Source organism: Rhizobium sp. 768_B6_N1_8 (assembly GCF_051811225.1).
In the GTDB taxonomy this organism is placed as follows: Bacteria; Pseudomonadota; Alphaproteobacteria; order Rhizobiales; family Rhizobiaceae; genus Rhizobium.
Genome location: NZ_JBPWPV010000002.1, coordinates 1,844,099 through 1,858,043, shown reverse-complemented (window position 1 = coordinate 1,858,043; position 13,945 = coordinate 1,844,099). Strand labels below are relative to the sequence as shown.

The 13,945-nt window shown below is 61.3% G+C and carries 15 protein-coding genes; 8 read left to right on the top strand and 7 right to left on the bottom strand.

What is annotated here, in order from left to right; all coding sequences use genetic code 11:
• Positions 1–400: 400 nt before the first annotated feature.
• From AB8B33_RS32835 to AB8B33_RS32800, 8 genes are all read left to right on the top strand, one after another.
• On the top strand, positions 401–1,687 hold the full coding sequence (locus AB8B33_RS32835; protein WP_439018568.1) for a GAF domain-containing sensor histidine kinase: 1,287 nt from the start codon (positions 401–403) through the stop codon (positions 1,685–1,687).
• A gap of 1 nt (position 1,688) precedes the next feature.
• The gene (locus tag AB8B33_RS32830) at positions 1,689–2,429 is read left to right on the top strand and encodes a response regulator transcription factor (RefSeq protein ID WP_439018567.1); all 741 of its coding nucleotides are present in this window, start codon (positions 1,689–1,691) and stop codon (positions 2,427–2,429) included.
• A gap of 112 nt (positions 2,430–2,541) precedes the next feature.
• On the top strand, positions 2,542–2,733 hold the full coding sequence (locus AB8B33_RS32825) for a tautomerase family protein (RefSeq protein WP_113321086.1): 192 nt from the start codon (positions 2,542–2,544) through the stop codon (positions 2,731–2,733).
• A 3-nt stretch (positions 2,734–2,736) separates the two neighbouring features.
• Positions 2,737–3,621 (top strand): SMP-30/gluconolactonase/LRE family protein, encoded by an 885-nt coding sequence (locus tag AB8B33_RS32820; RefSeq protein WP_113321085.1) that lies wholly within the window; start codon positions 2,737–2,739, stop codon positions 3,619–3,621.
• A 147-nt stretch (positions 3,622–3,768) separates the two neighbouring features.
• Positions 3,769–4,782 (top strand): substrate-binding domain-containing protein, encoded by a 1,014-nt coding sequence (locus tag AB8B33_RS32815; RefSeq protein WP_113321084.1) that lies wholly within the window; start codon positions 3,769–3,771, stop codon positions 4,780–4,782.
• A complete protein-coding gene (locus tag AB8B33_RS32810; protein WP_439018906.1) occupies positions 4,782–6,263 on the top strand; it encodes a sugar ABC transporter ATP-binding protein in 1,482 nt (493 codons plus the stop codon). Before AB8B33_RS32815 ends, AB8B33_RS32810 begins: the two co-directional genes overlap by 1 nt.
• A gap of 1 nt (position 6,264) precedes the next feature.
• Positions 6,265–7,242, top strand: a complete 978-nt coding sequence (locus AB8B33_RS32805; RefSeq protein WP_113321082.1) for an ABC transporter permease — start codon at positions 6,265–6,267, stop codon at positions 7,240–7,242.
• 1 nt (position 7,243) lies between these two features.
• Positions 7,244–8,185, top strand: coding sequence for an ABC transporter permease (locus AB8B33_RS32800; RefSeq protein WP_113321081.1), 942 nt, complete (start codon positions 7,244–7,246; stop codon positions 8,183–8,185).
• Positions 8,186–8,353: 168 nt separating this feature from the next.
• On the opposite strand, the gene AB8B33_RS32795 is transcribed toward AB8B33_RS32800, so the two are convergent.
• The 7 genes from AB8B33_RS32795 to AB8B33_RS32765 are packed head-to-tail and all read right to left on the bottom strand — an operon-like array spanning position 8,354 to position 13,816.
• Positions 8,354–9,124 carry an SDR family NAD(P)-dependent oxidoreductase gene (locus tag AB8B33_RS32795; RefSeq protein ID WP_439018566.1) on the bottom strand — a complete coding sequence of 257 codons (771 nt, stop codon included), beginning with the start codon at positions 9,122–9,124 and terminating at the stop codon, positions 8,354–8,356.
• Positions 9,125–9,138: 14 nt separating this feature from the next.
• A complete protein-coding gene (locus tag AB8B33_RS32790; RefSeq protein ID WP_439018565.1) occupies positions 9,139–10,116 on the bottom strand; it encodes an NAD-dependent epimerase/dehydratase family protein in 978 nt (325 codons plus the stop codon).
• Positions 10,113–10,793, bottom strand: a complete 681-nt coding sequence (locus AB8B33_RS32785; protein ID WP_439018564.1) for an amino acid ABC transporter permease — start codon at positions 10,791–10,793, stop codon at positions 10,113–10,115. Before AB8B33_RS32785 ends, AB8B33_RS32790 begins: the two co-directional genes overlap by 4 nt.
• 9 nt (positions 10,794–10,802) lie before the next feature.
• Positions 10,803–11,474 carry an amino acid ABC transporter permease gene (locus tag AB8B33_RS32780; protein ID WP_439018563.1) on the bottom strand — a complete coding sequence of 224 codons (672 nt, stop codon included), beginning with the start codon at positions 11,472–11,474 and terminating at the stop codon, positions 10,803–10,805.
• 54 nt (positions 11,475–11,528) lie between these two features.
• Positions 11,529–12,392, bottom strand: coding sequence for a substrate-binding periplasmic protein (locus AB8B33_RS32775; RefSeq protein WP_310380811.1), 864 nt, complete (start codon positions 12,390–12,392; stop codon positions 11,529–11,531).
• A gap of 30 nt (positions 12,393–12,422) precedes the next feature.
• Positions 12,423–13,334: an allantoinase PuuE gene (locus tag AB8B33_RS32770; RefSeq protein ID WP_439018562.1), complete on the bottom strand. Its 912-nt coding sequence runs from the start codon at positions 13,332–13,334 to the stop codon at positions 12,423–12,425.
• Between the two features lie 2 nt (positions 13,335–13,336).
• The gene (locus AB8B33_RS32765; protein WP_113321075.1) at positions 13,337–13,816 is read right to left on the bottom strand and encodes an ureidoglycolate lyase; all 480 of its coding nucleotides are present in this window, start codon (positions 13,814–13,816) and stop codon (positions 13,337–13,339) included.
• Positions 13,817–13,945 lie beyond the last annotated feature (129 nt).

Here is a 13,945-nt window from a genome sequence, read left to right as displayed (position 1 = left end):
GCGGCTTATCCCCCACGTCTCGAATACGTGCTGGCGTCGGCGCGGTCTCTGTGGGTGGCAAGATCCTACCTTATCACTCTTCGTCGCGATGCTTGCCTGTGATCACGCCCCACCATCGAAGCGTCGGAATTGTGGTATCACCGATGCGACGAATGCCAACTCGGGTTCGAAGCCGGCGTGAAGGTGAACGAATTTCTTTTCGATTTCATGTGCGTCGTGAATGTCATCGAGAGCGAGAATGTTCTTTGCAGGAAGCGCGTGTAGAGCTTTTGCCGATCAGAAACTCCTGCTTGGAAAGCAGCTTGTGTCGGCAGGGACGATCGCGAATAGTGTCATCGCCGGAGGAACATGGCATTAATGCTTTGCTTCGAGGAGGAGCGCGATTGTCGGAGGAGTGACGATGATCAGACACGATGCCGAGCTGTTCGACCGGATGCTCGCGATCTCGCGTGCCTTTGCTGGACATACCGAGACGGGAGCAGCGTTTCGGGCAACGGCAACAGAGATCTTCAAGTTGCTGCCGCATGACCATATCGATGTCGCCGTTCTATTGAACGGCGGGCGGAGCCACATTTGCTACGAGACAGGTTATCAGACAAGCTGGAGCGAACTGGCGCTCAGTCCACCGCCGGTCGAACTTAGCCCGGTGCGGGCGGTGCTCAGAGGCGAGCTGCCATATCTCTTAAGCGATGATGCGCTCGGAGATGAGCGCTTTCATTTCACGGGCGCAATAGACGAGCCGATCTTTACCGCCAAGTTACGCAGCCGCATCGTCGTGCCGATGCGGGCAAGGGGCGAGATCATCGGCGCCCTCAACATCAGCAGGCACGAGCCCGGCTGCTACACGCCTGCCGATCTGGAGATCGCCCAGCACTGCGCCGAATTCATTGCGCCCTATATCTTCGCGCTGATCCAGAGCGAGGAGGCACGCCGGGCGATGATGGCAGAAAGCGATGCGCGCAATCGCGAAGAGATCCTGCGCGTCGGCGCATCTCGGCTGACCGAAGGCATGGAGCAGGAGCGGCGGCGCATCGCCATGGACCTGCACGACCAGACACTCGCCGATCTTGCCCGTGTCGTGCGCCAGGTCTCTGCGCTGCATCGCCGTGGCATGGCCGGCGTCAGCCAGCTTGCGGATCTCGAGCGGGAAGTCGTCAACTGCCTGACGGAACTGCGCCACATCGTCGACGATATGCGGCCGAGCGTGCTCGAGCTCTTCGGCTTGCGCGATGCCATAGAGGCGCATCTCAACCGCAGCGTCAGCCGGGCAACGCCTTCGATTGCGGTGCGGATCCAGGATACCAGCGAAGGCGCCGCCGACATGCTGTCGGAGCGCACGCTGACGGCGATCTACCGCATCGCCCAGGAGGCGATCAACAATGCCGTCAAGCACGCAATGCCGCGGCGCATCGAGGTGCGCATCGAATCGACGCCGTCGCTGCTGAAGATTGTTGTCACCGACGACGGGTCAGGTTGCGTCCAGGCCGACCCGCAGGCGAGCGGCGGCATCGGCCATATGCACACGCGGGCGGCGCTGATCGGTGCGCAGCTTCGCATCGGCCGCTCCAGCCGCAAGGGCGGTACGCGCGTGGCAATCGACGTGCCACTTGCTGGTGAGACGATAAGTGCCGGCACGCTGCCGCCGGACGCTGCGGTCGCTGCAGCCAACGCCGCGGGGAGGCTCTGACATGCTGGTGATGATTGCCGAGGATGACGGGTTGCATCGCGCATTCGTGCGCGCCACGATCGAGCATCTGTGGCCGGGTGATGTCGAGGTGATCGAGGCAGGCAGCGGCGACGTCGCAATCGATCTCGCGCGACGCCGCGAGCCGCCCTATGTGGTGCTCGATCTGCAATTGCCGAAAGCGACAGGCATCGAAGTGGCGCGATCCATCTGGAGCCGACGGGCCAATACCCACATCCTTTTCTGGTCGAATTTCGCCGATGAATCCTACGTGCGCGGGGTTGCCCGTATCGTGCCGCCGGGCACCGTCTACGGCTATGTGCTGAAATCGGCCTCGGAGGAGGGCATGCGCTCGGCCCTGCGCGGCGTCTTCGCCGAGGGGCACTGCATCATCGACCGGGAGGTGCGCGGCATCCAGCATCGCGTGCAGGATCGCCTGGAGGGCATTACAGACAGCGAATATGAGAGCCTGATCGATGTCGCGCTCGGGCTGACGGACAAGGCGATCGCCGCCCGCCGCGGCCTCTCTACCCGCGGCGCGCAGGCGCGCATCCGCCATCTCTACGAAAAGCTCGGCGTCGTCATGCCCGAGGACGGGGCGGGCGAGGGTTCGCTCTTCAATTCCCGCACGCGGGCGATCTATCTGGCCTTTGCCCGCGGCCTTATCAATGTCGATGCGCTGAGGCGCGCGCAGGAGAGCCTCGACGCCTGGATCGACCAGGCTTCGCCGCCGAAGGAGCTCTGAAGATCCGAGTGTGTGTTTGCACATTCAAATCTGCGTCTTCAAACGTAGCCGAGCCCGTCCATCCGTGGCTAACTCGGGCACAAGCAATAAAAAGCAGATGGGAGAACACGCGATGCCCTTCGTCAACATCCAGATTCTCAAAGGCCATTCCCAGGAGCGCAAGGACGAGATCGCGCGGCGCGTCACCGCCGCCGTCAGCGAACTGGCCGAACTGCCGAAGGAGGCGATCTGGGTCGTCTTCGAGGACGTCCTGGCATCCGACTGGTTCGTCGGCGGAAAATCCGTCCAATCCTCGAAGAGCTGAGCCATGGCGAGGAGCACCCGCAATCCGGGATTTGCGGACGTGGTCGGCGACGGGGCGCTGGAGACCTTGGCAAGCGGTCTCGGCTTCACCGAAGGTCCCGTCTGGCATCCTTACGAGAAATGGCTTGTCTTCAGCGACATGCCCGAAGACCGCATGTATATCCGCCGGCGTTCCGGCGCGGTCGAGGATTTTCGCCGACCGAGCAACAAGGCGAACGGCAATACGCTGGACCGCGAAGGGCGTTTGCTCACCTGTGAACATGCGATGAGCCGCGTCACGAGGCTCGAGCGCGACGGTTCGACGAGTGTCATCGCCACACACTACAAGGGCAAGGAACTCAACAGCCCGAACGACATCGTCGTTGCGACCGGCGGCGCGATCTATTTCACCGATCCGACCTATGGGCGGATGGAATACTATGGCGTGCCACGGCCGCAGGATCTCTCCTTTCAGGGCGTCTACCGCGTCGATCCCGACGGTTCCAACCTGACGCTGTTGGTGGATGATTTCGCCCAGCCGAACGGGCTCTGCTTCTCACTCGATGAATCGCGCCTCTTCGTCAACGACACCGAGCGCCAGCATATCCGGGTTTTTGCCATCTCGCCGCAGGGCGAGCTCACGGGCGGGGCGGTCTGGGCCGAGACGAAAGGAGAGGCGCCGGGTGCGCCTGACGGCATGAAGATCGACAGCTGCGGCAATGTCTATTGCTGCGGGCCGGGCGGCATCCATGTCTTCGATCCTTCGGGCCATATGCTCGGCCTTATCCGCACGCCGGAGCCGACCGCCAATTTCGCCTTCGGTGACGAGGATCTGAAGAGCCTGTATATTACCGCCTCGAGTTCGCTGCACCGGCTGAGGGTGCGCGTCCCGGGGTTAAGACTGTTCTGACATCCGGGAAACCGGCTAGCAGGAGTGGCTGCCGATGGAGGATCGGCGCCATGGATGTCCAAGCATCCGATCGACGGATTGCCGGAGAATGACCGGCGCCGGGTGAAAGCCTTTCACTCAAGGCCAAACAACTTAGGGAGGATTGAAATGCGTAAAGTCTTCGTACTTGCCAGCCTTGCCGCACTGCTCGCATCGGGCACGGCCTTTGCCGACACGAGCGGCAAGAAAATCGCCTTCTCGAACAATTATGCTGGCAATTCCTGGCGCCAGGCGATGCTCAAGAGCTATGACATCGTGACCAAGAAGGCCGTCGCCGACAAGATCGTGGGCGCGGCCGACGTCTTCACCACGGCCGACCAGGAAGTGCCAACCCAGGCCGCCCAGATCCAGAACCTCATACTGCAGGGCTATGACGCGATCGTCATCAACGCCGCTTCGCCGGATGCGCTGAATGGTGCCGTCAAGCAAGCCTGCGAAGCAGGCATCGTCGTCGTCTCCTTTGATGGTATCGTCAACGAGCCTTGCGCCTATCGCGTCGTCGTTGATTTCGAGGATATGGGCAAACAGGAAATCGCGCAGATGAAGGCGTTTCATCCAGAAGGCGGGAACCTCTTGGAAATCCGCGGCCTTGCCGGTACCTCGATCGACGATTCCATCCACAAGGGCCTGATCGAAGCCGTTGCCGCTCATCCCGAATTCAAGATTGTCAATTCGGTTACCGGCAACTGGGACCAGACGACGGCGCAAAAAGCAGTCGCGACCGTTCTCCCCTCGCTGCCCGATATCGTCGGCGTCGTCACCCAGGGCGGCGACGGCTACGGCGCGGCTCAGGCCTTTGCCGCTGCCGGCAAGCCGCGCCCCACCATCATCATGGGAAACCGTCAGGACGAGCTGCAATGGTGGAAGGAGCAGAAGGCCAAGGACGGTTACAAGACCTGGTCCGCCTCGATCGCGCCCGGTGTCTCGACGCTCGCCTTCTGGGTCGCCCAGCAGGTGCTCGACGGCCGCACGGACATCCCACACGATCTCCTGGTGCCTTATCTCGCGTTTACGCAGGATGATTTCGAGAAGCATCTGACGGATATTCCCGTCGGCAGCGTTGCCACTAAGGAATATACGCAAGCCGATGCCATCGAAGCCATTAAGGCCAATATCAAGTGATGATCACGCCGGTGCAGGCTGTGGCCACCCGGATCATCGTCAGCCTCAGCGGCGCCGAAAAACATTTCGGCGCCGTGAGGGCGCTTGATGGCGTCGATTTCGACGTTCGCGCCGGCGAATGCGTCGGGCTCGTCGGCCATAACGGCGCCGGCAAGTCGACGCTGATGAACATGCTGGCGGGAACGCTGGTGCTCGACCGCGGCAGCATGACGATCGGCAAGGCGGTCACGGAGAACTATTCGGTCATCCGCGCCCAGAGGTTCGGCATCCGCTGCGTCTTCCAGGAACTGTCGCTCTGTCCCAATCTTTCCGTTGCAGAGAATACCCGCATCAACCATCCGTCACTGCGTGGTTTCGGCTGGCACGGGCGTGCCGCCGAACTGATTAGCGCCAAGCTCGACGAGATCTTTCCCGAGCACGGCATCGATGCCTCCGATATCATCGCGGATCTGTCGATCGGGCGGCGGCAGATGGTGGAGGTCGCCCGCGCCTTCACGGTGACGGAGGATCCGCTGAACCTCGTCATCCTTGACGAGCCGACCTCTTCGCTCGATGCCCATACCGCTGGCCAGCTGCTCGCCTTCGTCCGGCGCTTCGTTGCGGCCGGCGGCAGCTGCATCCTGATTTCGCATGTGCTTGGCGAGGTGCTGCAGAATGCCGACCGCATCGTCGTCATGCGCGACGGCAAGGTCGTGGCCGCCGATGCGGCTCGTGCCTATGACCGCGACCGGCTGGTCGCGACAATGGGTGGGGCCGCCCATCGTGAGAAAGGCGCAACGCAAGCCGTCGCCGCCAAGCCGACAGGTGCGCCGCGCGTGCGGGCACGACCGGCACGTCAGGGCGATGGCGCCGAGCTCGTTGCCCAATCAGGTTCCATCATCGGCCTTGCCGGGCTTGCCGGCCACGGCCAGACCGATCTGTTGCTGGCGATCTTCAATGCCGCGCGCCGCAGCAAGATCGGCATCGAGGTGACAGCACCGGTGGCGCTTGTTGCCGGCGACCGGCAGTCCGACGGCATCTTCCCGCAATGGTCGATCGCAGAGAATATCGGCATCCGGTCGCTGAAGCGGCTGCGTGCCGGCCTGCTCATCTCGCAAAAGCGCGAGGCCGAGCTTGCCGATGCGTGGAAGCGCCGGATCGGCATCCGCACGCCCGACATGAACAACAACATCCTGTCGCTTTCGGGCGGCAACCAGCAGAAGGCGCTCTTTGCCCGTGCGCTCGGCTCCGATGCCGAGATCATTCTAATGGACGATCCGATGCGCGGCGTCGATATCGGCACCAAGCTCGAAGTCTACGATCTCATCCGCCAGGAGGCCGCCAATGGCCGCACCTTCATCTGGTATACGACCGAGACGGAAGAGCTCGACAATTGTCACCATGTCTACGTCTTCAAGAACGGCCGCATCGTCGCCAACCTCACGCGCGACGAGCTGACCGAGGAGAAGATCATCCAATCCTCCTTCGTCGAGGCAAGCTGAGATGACATTCGTTTCGCTGAACAATTCCCTCATGCGCCCGGCCCGCAGCAGCGCCAGAAGGGCACGCACCCTGCGCGCCATGCTGCCGGCGCTCTCGCTCGTTCTGGTGCTGATTGCGATCGCCTGGCTCAATCCGCGCGCCATCTCCTATTTCGGCTTCAGCCTGATGCTGAACCTCGCGATCCCGATTGCGCTCGCCACCATCGCGCAGATGTTCGTCATCGCCGGCAACGAGCTCGATCTTTCGATCGGCACCTTCGTCGGTTTCGTCGGCTGCGTCACCGCCACCTGGCTGCGAGACGCGCCGCTGCTCGGCATCGTCGTGCTACTTGGTTCGATTGGTGTCTATGCGCTGCTCGGCGCCCTGATCCACCTGCGCAACCTGCCGTCGATCGTCGTGACGCTCGGCATGAGTTTCGTCTGGCAGGGGTTGGCGATCCTCGTGCTGCCCAAACCCGGTGGCAAGGCGCCTGACTGGCTGCAGGCGATCACGTCCTTCAAGCCGCCCTTCATTCCTTTTCCGATCGTCGCCGCGATCGTCATAGCCGCCGTCGTCTATTTCGGCCTGATGCGCACCTCGTACGGCGTCATTCTGCGCGGCTCGGGCGGCAATCCGGCAGCGCTAGCGCGGGCCGGCTGGTCGCTCTTGCACACCAAGATCACGCTCTTTGCCTTGGCCGGAAGCTTCGGCGTGCTCTCGGGCATGACGCTGATCGGCATTACCTCGTCGGGCGATGCCAATATCGGCAATGGCTATACGCTGCTGTCGATCGCCGGCGTCATTCTCGGTGGCGGCGAATTCATGGGCGGGCGCGTGTCGCCGATCGGCGCGGTCATCGGCGCGCTGACGCTGGCGCTCGCCGCCTCGTCGCTCCTGACCTTCATGCATATTCCGCCGGACTGGCAGGTGGCAGCGAATGGCGCGATCCTCATCATCGTGCTTGCCGCACGCGCGCTCATCAGCCGCAAGGAGGCATGACATGGCGCAATTGAAGGCGCTCGCCGCAAAACCTTGGATCTGGTCCTTCATCGGCGCTCTCGCCGCCTGGCTCGCCACTATCGCGTTTACCGGCGGCTACGGCGCCGGCGGCATGCTGACGGCCGCCTTCTCGCTCGCCGTCTTCATGGTCATCGTCGGTACAGGGCAGATGTTCGTCATCACGCTCGGCCCTGGCAATGTCGATCTCTCGCTGCCGGCCAATATCGGGCTTGCCAGCGCCGTCGCGATGAAGACCATGGACGGGCAGGACAGCATGATCGCAATCGGCCTGCTTGCGGCGCTCGCCAGCGGTGCTGCGGTCGGCGCTGCCAATTACCTGCTGATCTGGGCGCTGCGCATTCCGCCGATCATAGCCACGCTCTCGGCAAGCTTCATCATCCAGTCTATCGACATCAGCTATGGCCGCGGCCTGCAGATCAAGCCACCGCCGGGTTTTGCGGAATTCACCAACCTGCAGATTCTCGGCGTTCCTGTACTGGCCCTTGTCACCATCCTGTTCACCTTGGGCGCCGGCATTGCGCTCCAGAGGATGATCTACGGGCGCTCGGTGCTGGCGATCGGGCAGAATATCCGCGCCGCCTGGCTTGCCGGTGTTCCTGTCGGGCGCATCCGTTTTCTCACCTATACACTCTCGGGCACGCTCGGCGGTCTGAACGGGGCGCTGCTTGCCGGCTATTTTCGCGGCGCAAATGTCGATATCGGCAATGAATATCTGCTTTCCTCGATCGCCGTCGTCGTCATCGGCGGCACCTCGGTCGCGGGCGGAAAGGCCAATATTCCCGGCATCTGGGGGGCCGCCCTTTTCCTCGTGCTTCTGCTCACCATGCTCAACACATTCGGCGTCAGCGCCGGCGTGCGCCTGCTGCTCACCGGCCTCATCATCGTCGGCGTCATCACCGCTGCTGGAGGCAAACGCTCATAAGATCGTCAGGCGCGCGCGCCCCGCGTAAGCGACCTCAAGCCCAGACGTCGAACTCGATGCGGAGGAAGCGAGGGCGATCGCAAGCACGATCGCGAAGTTTCGGCCGCGCTGCGCCGTCGGATATCGCAGAGCAGCTGGGGGAAGCTGTTATCGATATAACCTCCTGTGTCAGGCAGCCATCCAGCCACCGTCAACCAAAAGGTTGTGACCGGTAATATAGGACGCTTCATCGCTCGCCAAAAACAGCGCAGCGCTTGCGACATCGGTGGGTCTACCCAAGCGCGGCATCGGCGTCCGTTTGTGCGAATATTCCAGCATCTCCGGCAGGATTGCCCGGCCCGATTTCCCGGTCAATATCTTACCTGGCGCGACTGCGTTGCAGATGATGTTGGCGGCGGCGTAATCAGCGGCAATCTGTTTCGTCATGTAGACGAGGCCGGCCTTGCTGACACCATAGGCGAAATCACCCGGCGCAGAAACCATGCCGTGCTGCGAGGAAATATTGACGATCCTGCCACGCGTTTCGGCGACGATCTCCTGCTGAAGCATGATCCGCACGGCCGCACGGCTGCAAAGAAAGGCGCCCTTCAGGTTCACGTCCATGACCCGGTCCCACTCTGTCTCCTCCGTTTCGGCGAGCGGTTTCGGCACGTGAATGGCGGCGTTGTTGACGAGGATGTCGAGCCTTCCGAAACGCGCCTGGGCTTCTGCAAAGACATGCGAAACGTCCTCGGAGCGCGCGACGTCTCCTTGGATGAAGATAGCATTCGGACCAATTGCGCTCAGCACTTCGATCACAGGCGCGCCACCTTCGACAACCGCCGTCGAAATATCCACGGCGACAACATTGGCGCCTTCCTCCATGAAGCGGACAGCAATAGCACGGCCAATACCGGAGGAAGCGCCGGTTATGATGGCGGTCTTGTTCTTCAGGCGCATGATCGCTGTCCGTCCTATGATTTTTCTGTCCGGAGGGAGGATTGCCATTTGATGTAGTCTTCAGCAGCATGCCGGCCGGCGAACCGTGGTTGGAAACCCGTATCCGACAAGAGCCGGTCGATCGAAAGAGGCGCTCGGTCCGCGGCGAGGCCGAATGTCAGGTTCGCCACTTCGCCGCCATTGGCAATGCGCCAGCCGCGCGCATCGGGAAGGCCTTGCAACGCATCGCACCATTCGGCCACGCTCGTGACCTGCCCGCCGCCGAGATTGTAGATGGTGTGGTTCAATTCCTTCTGCCGGAGAAGGGCAGCAATGCCGGCCCCGGCATCGCGACTATAGAGCCAGTCGCCCGTCAAGGGCCGTGGCAGAACGACATTTTCTCCTTCCCGCCAGAGATCGACAACCTGGCCATGCGGGCTCAGGACAGGGCGCAGACCGGTCTTGTATTCCCACGGACCATAGACAGGGCCGAGCCGGACGATCGTCAGATCAATCCCGTAGAGGTCTGCAAGTCGCATGGCTGTCGCTTCGGCGGCGAGCTTCGTAATGCCGTAGAGGCTGACCGGCGACGGGCGGGATTCATCTTCCTGATAGGTACCTCCCTCCGGTCTTGCCACTCCATAGACGGCGACGCTGCTTGCCAGGATGAGGCGTGGCCGTGGCGAAAGACCGGAAAGGGCGTGCATGAGATTGGCCGTTCCGCCGACATTGACCGCGATCACGCCGGCGGGATCGGCCATTTCTGCCTGACGATCCGGCGTAACGGCCGCCAGATGGATGACCGCCTTTACAGCCTCGGTGCCAACGAGGTGATCGATGTCGGCGGCGCTGGTAATGTCGCCGGCAACGAACTTGATATTCCCAAACACGCCGCCAAACGCTGCAGGAACCGCTTCGCGTCCAAAGAGCACGACGGCCTCATCAGCCTGTCCGAGAGCCTCGGTCACGGCCAGGCCGACGAAACCCGTGCCGCCGGTAATGACGATGCTCATCTCCGATTGCTCCCGATGATGGCGCGTCTCTCCATGCGCGATACCCAGTGGGAGAAGGGCCACAACATGACGAAGAAGATCACTGCTGCCGCGGTCAGCGGTGTCGGATTGTAGGTCTGCTCCTGCGCGACACGGGCTGAACGCAGCAATTCAGGAAGTGCCACCATCGAGGCGATCGAGGTCGTCTTGACAAGTTCCAGGGAATTGCTGGCGAGCGGGGCCAGAACCTTGCGTAGGACCTGGGGAAGGATCACGAGCATAATCGTGTGGAAACGATGAAGGCCGAGCGCTGCTGCCGCTTCGTGCTGGCCCTTGGGGATAGACTGGAGACCGGCGCGAAAGATCTCGCCGAAATAGCCGGTATTGTTGATGATCAGCGCCACGACGACGGCAGTGAAATTGCCGAGCGTCAGCCCGAAAAACGGCAGGCTGTAGAAGATCAGGATCAACAGGACGAGGACCGGAAAAGACCGCAGCAGATCGATGAACATCACGACCAGCCGTTGTATGAGCGGTCCGCCGAAGCTGTAGATCATCGCCACGCCGAGGCCCGAAAGCACTGACAAGGGCAGTGAGACAAGCGCCAGCAGGACCGTGACTTCAAGTCCCTGCAGCAGCAGCGGATAAATCAGCAGGAAGGACTGAAAACTTGCGAAATTCTGGATGAAAAGATCCACGGCCACTCCTCAATGCGCATGTGCATAGCGCTTTTCCATCACACGGCTCAGGAAAACGAGCGGGATGAAGAAAGCCAGATAGAAGGCGGCCGCCAACGTCAGCGGTGACGGGTTGGCGTAAATGGACATGGCGCTCTGGGCGCTGCCGAGCGCCTCGGGAAGGGAGACCGCTGCACCAAGCGCCGTGCCTTTTGTGATGGCGATCGAGCGGTTGGTAATCAAAGGGATGGCGAGCCGGATCGATTGCGGCAGGATGACCAAGCGGAGCGTCAGGGCACGGGAAATGCCGAGTGCCGACGCGGCCTCCCATTGGCCCTTGGAAACCGCCATGATCGTTGCCCAGAAGATTTCCGCGGAAAAGGCGGCAAGGACCGCAGCAAGCGCAAGCGCCGTCGCGAAGAATGGCGAGAAGGTCAGCCCGAGATAGGGCAGGCCAAAATAGATGAAGATGATGATGACAAGTTGCGGGAGCGTGCGAAATACCTCGACATAGGCCGTCACCAGCCCGTTGAGAGGCCGATTGTTGGTGCAACGCAACAGCGCAAGGCCAAGCCCGGTAAGGACGCCGATGACGATCACGCAGACGGCCACTTCGACCGTTACGATGAAGCCGGCAAAAACCTCCGGCAAAGCTTGAGCGATGACCGGGGCATTGAAGTAGTTTTCGAGAATCTGGTCCATAGAACCCTCGCCGTGGAGCGCGGCGCGGCACAGCCGCGCCGGATCTGAGCAGCGTTAGTTGCAGGCGAGTTCGTGCGGCTTGTCGTCGTAACCTTTGAAGCCCGGCGCGCCATAACCGGGAAAAACGGTCGTCAGGGCCGTGCCGTCAGCAGGCTTTTCGCCGTACCATTTCTCGTAGAGTTTCGCCATCGTGCCGTCCTGTTTCAGGCATTCGATCGCGCCTTCGACCTTGTCTCGATAGGCTTCGTCCCCGTAACGAAAAGCATAGCCGAAATTACGGCCGTTGAAATCCTTGAAGCCGACCTCGATGGCAGGATTCTTGCTGGCGGCATAGACGGTTGTCGGGATCTCGTTGAGTGCTGTGAAAGCGCGATGGGTGATAACGGCCTGCACCGAATCCGGGAAGGTCTCGTAGCGCTCCACCTCGAAGCCATATTTCTCGGCGTTCTGCGTCGCCCAGGTGTCCGAGATAGTGCCCCGGTTGACGGCTAGGACCTGACCCTTCAGCCCCTCAAGCGCGGGGAGTTTCTCGCCCTTTCTGACGAGGAAGCCGTTGCCCGTTGCGAAAAAGGGCTCGGTATAGAGCATCTTTTCGGACCGCTCCTGCGTGATGTTGAGCGGATTGACGGTGAATTCGATACGTTTGGAAAATAGTGCCGCAAACAGGCCGGAGAAGTTGATGTCCTGCACGTCGACCGAAGGCCGTCCGACCTTTTTTGCGATCGCGTTGATGAGATCGACGCCGAACCCTTCCGGGCCGCTTGCGCCGCGCACCATCCACGGCGCGACGCCGAAATCCGAGCCGACGACGAGTGGCTGGTCCTGAGCATGGTCATCTGCAAGAGCAGGTGCGCCGGAAAGCCCCAAGGCTCCAAGCGCGGCCAGAAGTGCGATTGAATTGATTGCTTTTTTTGTCATTGCATTCCCCTTTTCTATTGCTGGCGTTGATTATGGTGACGGCTGATGGTGCTGATGCCAATGCCTGGCAATGTCGGCGCGGCGACACACCCAGACGCCGTCGTGGCGAGCGACATGATCGAGAAAACGCTGGAGCCCGGCTGCCCTTCCCGGATGACCGGCGATGCGCAAATGTAGACCGACCGACATCATTTTCGGGGCATGCCTGCCTTCAGCATAAAGGACGTCGAATGCGTCGCGCAGGAACTGGAAAAAATGGTCGGCGGTGGCCATGGCGCCGCGCATGAACTTGGCGTCGTTGTTGGTCAGGCTATAGGGAACGATCAGCTGATTGCGGTGCCCGACCTTCACCCAATAGGGCAATTCCTCGTTATAGGCGTCGCTGTCGTAGGAAAATCCGCCATGTTCGACGAGGAGATTTCGCGTGTTGACGCTTGGGCCATAGCGGCAATACCACCCTTCGGGTGCGGTACCGATCGAGGCCTCTATGCTTTGCACGGTTCTTTTGATCCGTGCACGCTCCTCGTCGACGGAAAGCCCGCGATGGTGCTCCCAGCGCCAACCATGAGCGCAGACGTCGAATCTGCTTGTCCGCAGATACGTTGAGATTTCGGGGTTTCGCTCAAGCGCCAGGGCGCATGCCATGACGGTTGCCGGAAAGGACCGTTCCTCAAGCAATCGCGCCAGGCGCCAGAACCCGACACGGCTTCCATATTCGAACATAGATTCAGCGGCAAGATCGCGGCCGGCAAACGAGCCCGAACCGCCTTCCGTCAGCGCGGTCTCGCTTGCGGCATCTCCATCGAGGGTAGAGGGCTCGGACCCTTCTTCGACATTGATGACAATGTTCAGCGCCAAGCGTGCTCCATCCGGCCATTTCGGATCGTAGCCATTGGCGCCGTAGCCGACAAAATCCCGCGTCAGGTGGCTTTTCGGTTTCATTCTCATGCCCCCGGATTGATCACGACAGGTGTCGGCAGCTCGTAGAACTCGTCATTTGCGGCCTTTTCGGTGACCCCCATCGTGACGAAGAATTCGACGGGAGCGTCGAAAGCGGAAAGCGGTGCGTGCCAGACATTGCGCCTGTAGATCACACCCTGCCCGGGACCTGCTTCGTAGGCGTGGATCTGTTCCAGGTCGGGGCTGCCGTCCGGATTGCTCGGGCAAGTCACGACAAGAAAACGGGTGTCGCGAAGGGGCACGAAGGCCTGGTCGGAGAAGGGATGCCTCTCAAGGAATTTGACTTCTGCCGGAAGCGCTGTCGCTGCGACGACTTTCGACACCCAAAAGGCGCGACGCATGCCGTCCTGTTCGTGCGTAAAGTCGATCGAGAGCGCGCGGCGGCGCTGATCGCCCTGATGTTCAATGACATCGCCGAAATCCACGAAGTCGGCCTGTTTAAGCTGTTGAACGATCCTGCTCACGTCAACTCCATATAGATCCCACTGGGATACCAGCGGGGCACGCGGTGAAGTTAGCGACAAAAATGGGTTTGTAAAGCGCAAATCCCGCACTTGGCACGACGAACAAACCAGCGGGACCCCGCTGGGATT

What these genes read in the sequence shown, in the direction of transcription:
- AB8B33_RS32835 (WP_439018568.1), top strand. Translation starts at nt 401, where the DNA reads ATGATCAGACACGATGCCGAGCTGTTCGACCGGATGCTCGCGATCTCG.
- AB8B33_RS32830 (WP_439018567.1), top strand. Translation starts at nt 1,689, where the DNA reads ATGCTGGTGATGATTGCCGAGGATGACGGGTTGCATCGCGCATTCGTG.
- AB8B33_RS32825 (WP_113321086.1), top strand. Translation starts at nt 2,542, where the DNA reads ATGCCCTTCGTCAACATCCAGATTCTCAAAGGCCATTCCCAGGAGCGC.
- AB8B33_RS32820 (WP_113321085.1), top strand. Translation starts at nt 2,737, where the DNA reads ATGGCGAGGAGCACCCGCAATCCGGGATTTGCGGACGTGGTCGGCGAC.
- AB8B33_RS32815 (WP_113321084.1), top strand. Translation starts at nt 3,769, where the DNA reads ATGCGTAAAGTCTTCGTACTTGCCAGCCTTGCCGCACTGCTCGCATCG.
- AB8B33_RS32810 (WP_439018906.1), top strand. Translation starts at nt 4,782, where the DNA reads ATGATCACGCCGGTGCAGGCTGTGGCCACCCGGATCATCGTCAGCCTC.
- AB8B33_RS32805 (WP_113321082.1), top strand. Translation starts at nt 6,265, where the DNA reads ATGACATTCGTTTCGCTGAACAATTCCCTCATGCGCCCGGCCCGCAGC.
- AB8B33_RS32800 (WP_113321081.1), top strand. Translation starts at nt 7,244, where the DNA reads ATGGCGCAATTGAAGGCGCTCGCCGCAAAACCTTGGATCTGGTCCTTC.
- AB8B33_RS32795 (WP_439018566.1), bottom strand. Translation starts at nt 9,124, where the DNA reads ATGCGCCTGAAGAACAAGACCGCCATCATAACCGGCGCTTCCTCCGGT.
- AB8B33_RS32790 (WP_439018565.1), bottom strand. Translation starts at nt 10,116, where the DNA reads ATGAGCATCGTCATTACCGGCGGCACGGGTTTCGTCGGCCTGGCCGTG.
- AB8B33_RS32780 (WP_439018563.1), bottom strand. Translation starts at nt 11,474, where the DNA reads ATGGACCAGATTCTCGAAAACTACTTCAATGCCCCGGTCATCGCTCAA.
- AB8B33_RS32775 (WP_310380811.1), bottom strand. Translation starts at nt 12,392, where the DNA reads ATGACAAAAAAAGCAATCAATTCAATCGCACTTCTGGCCGCGCTTGGA.
- AB8B33_RS32770 (WP_439018562.1), bottom strand. Translation starts at nt 13,334, where the DNA reads ATGAAACCGAAAAGCCACCTGACGCGGGATTTTGTCGGCTACGGCGCC.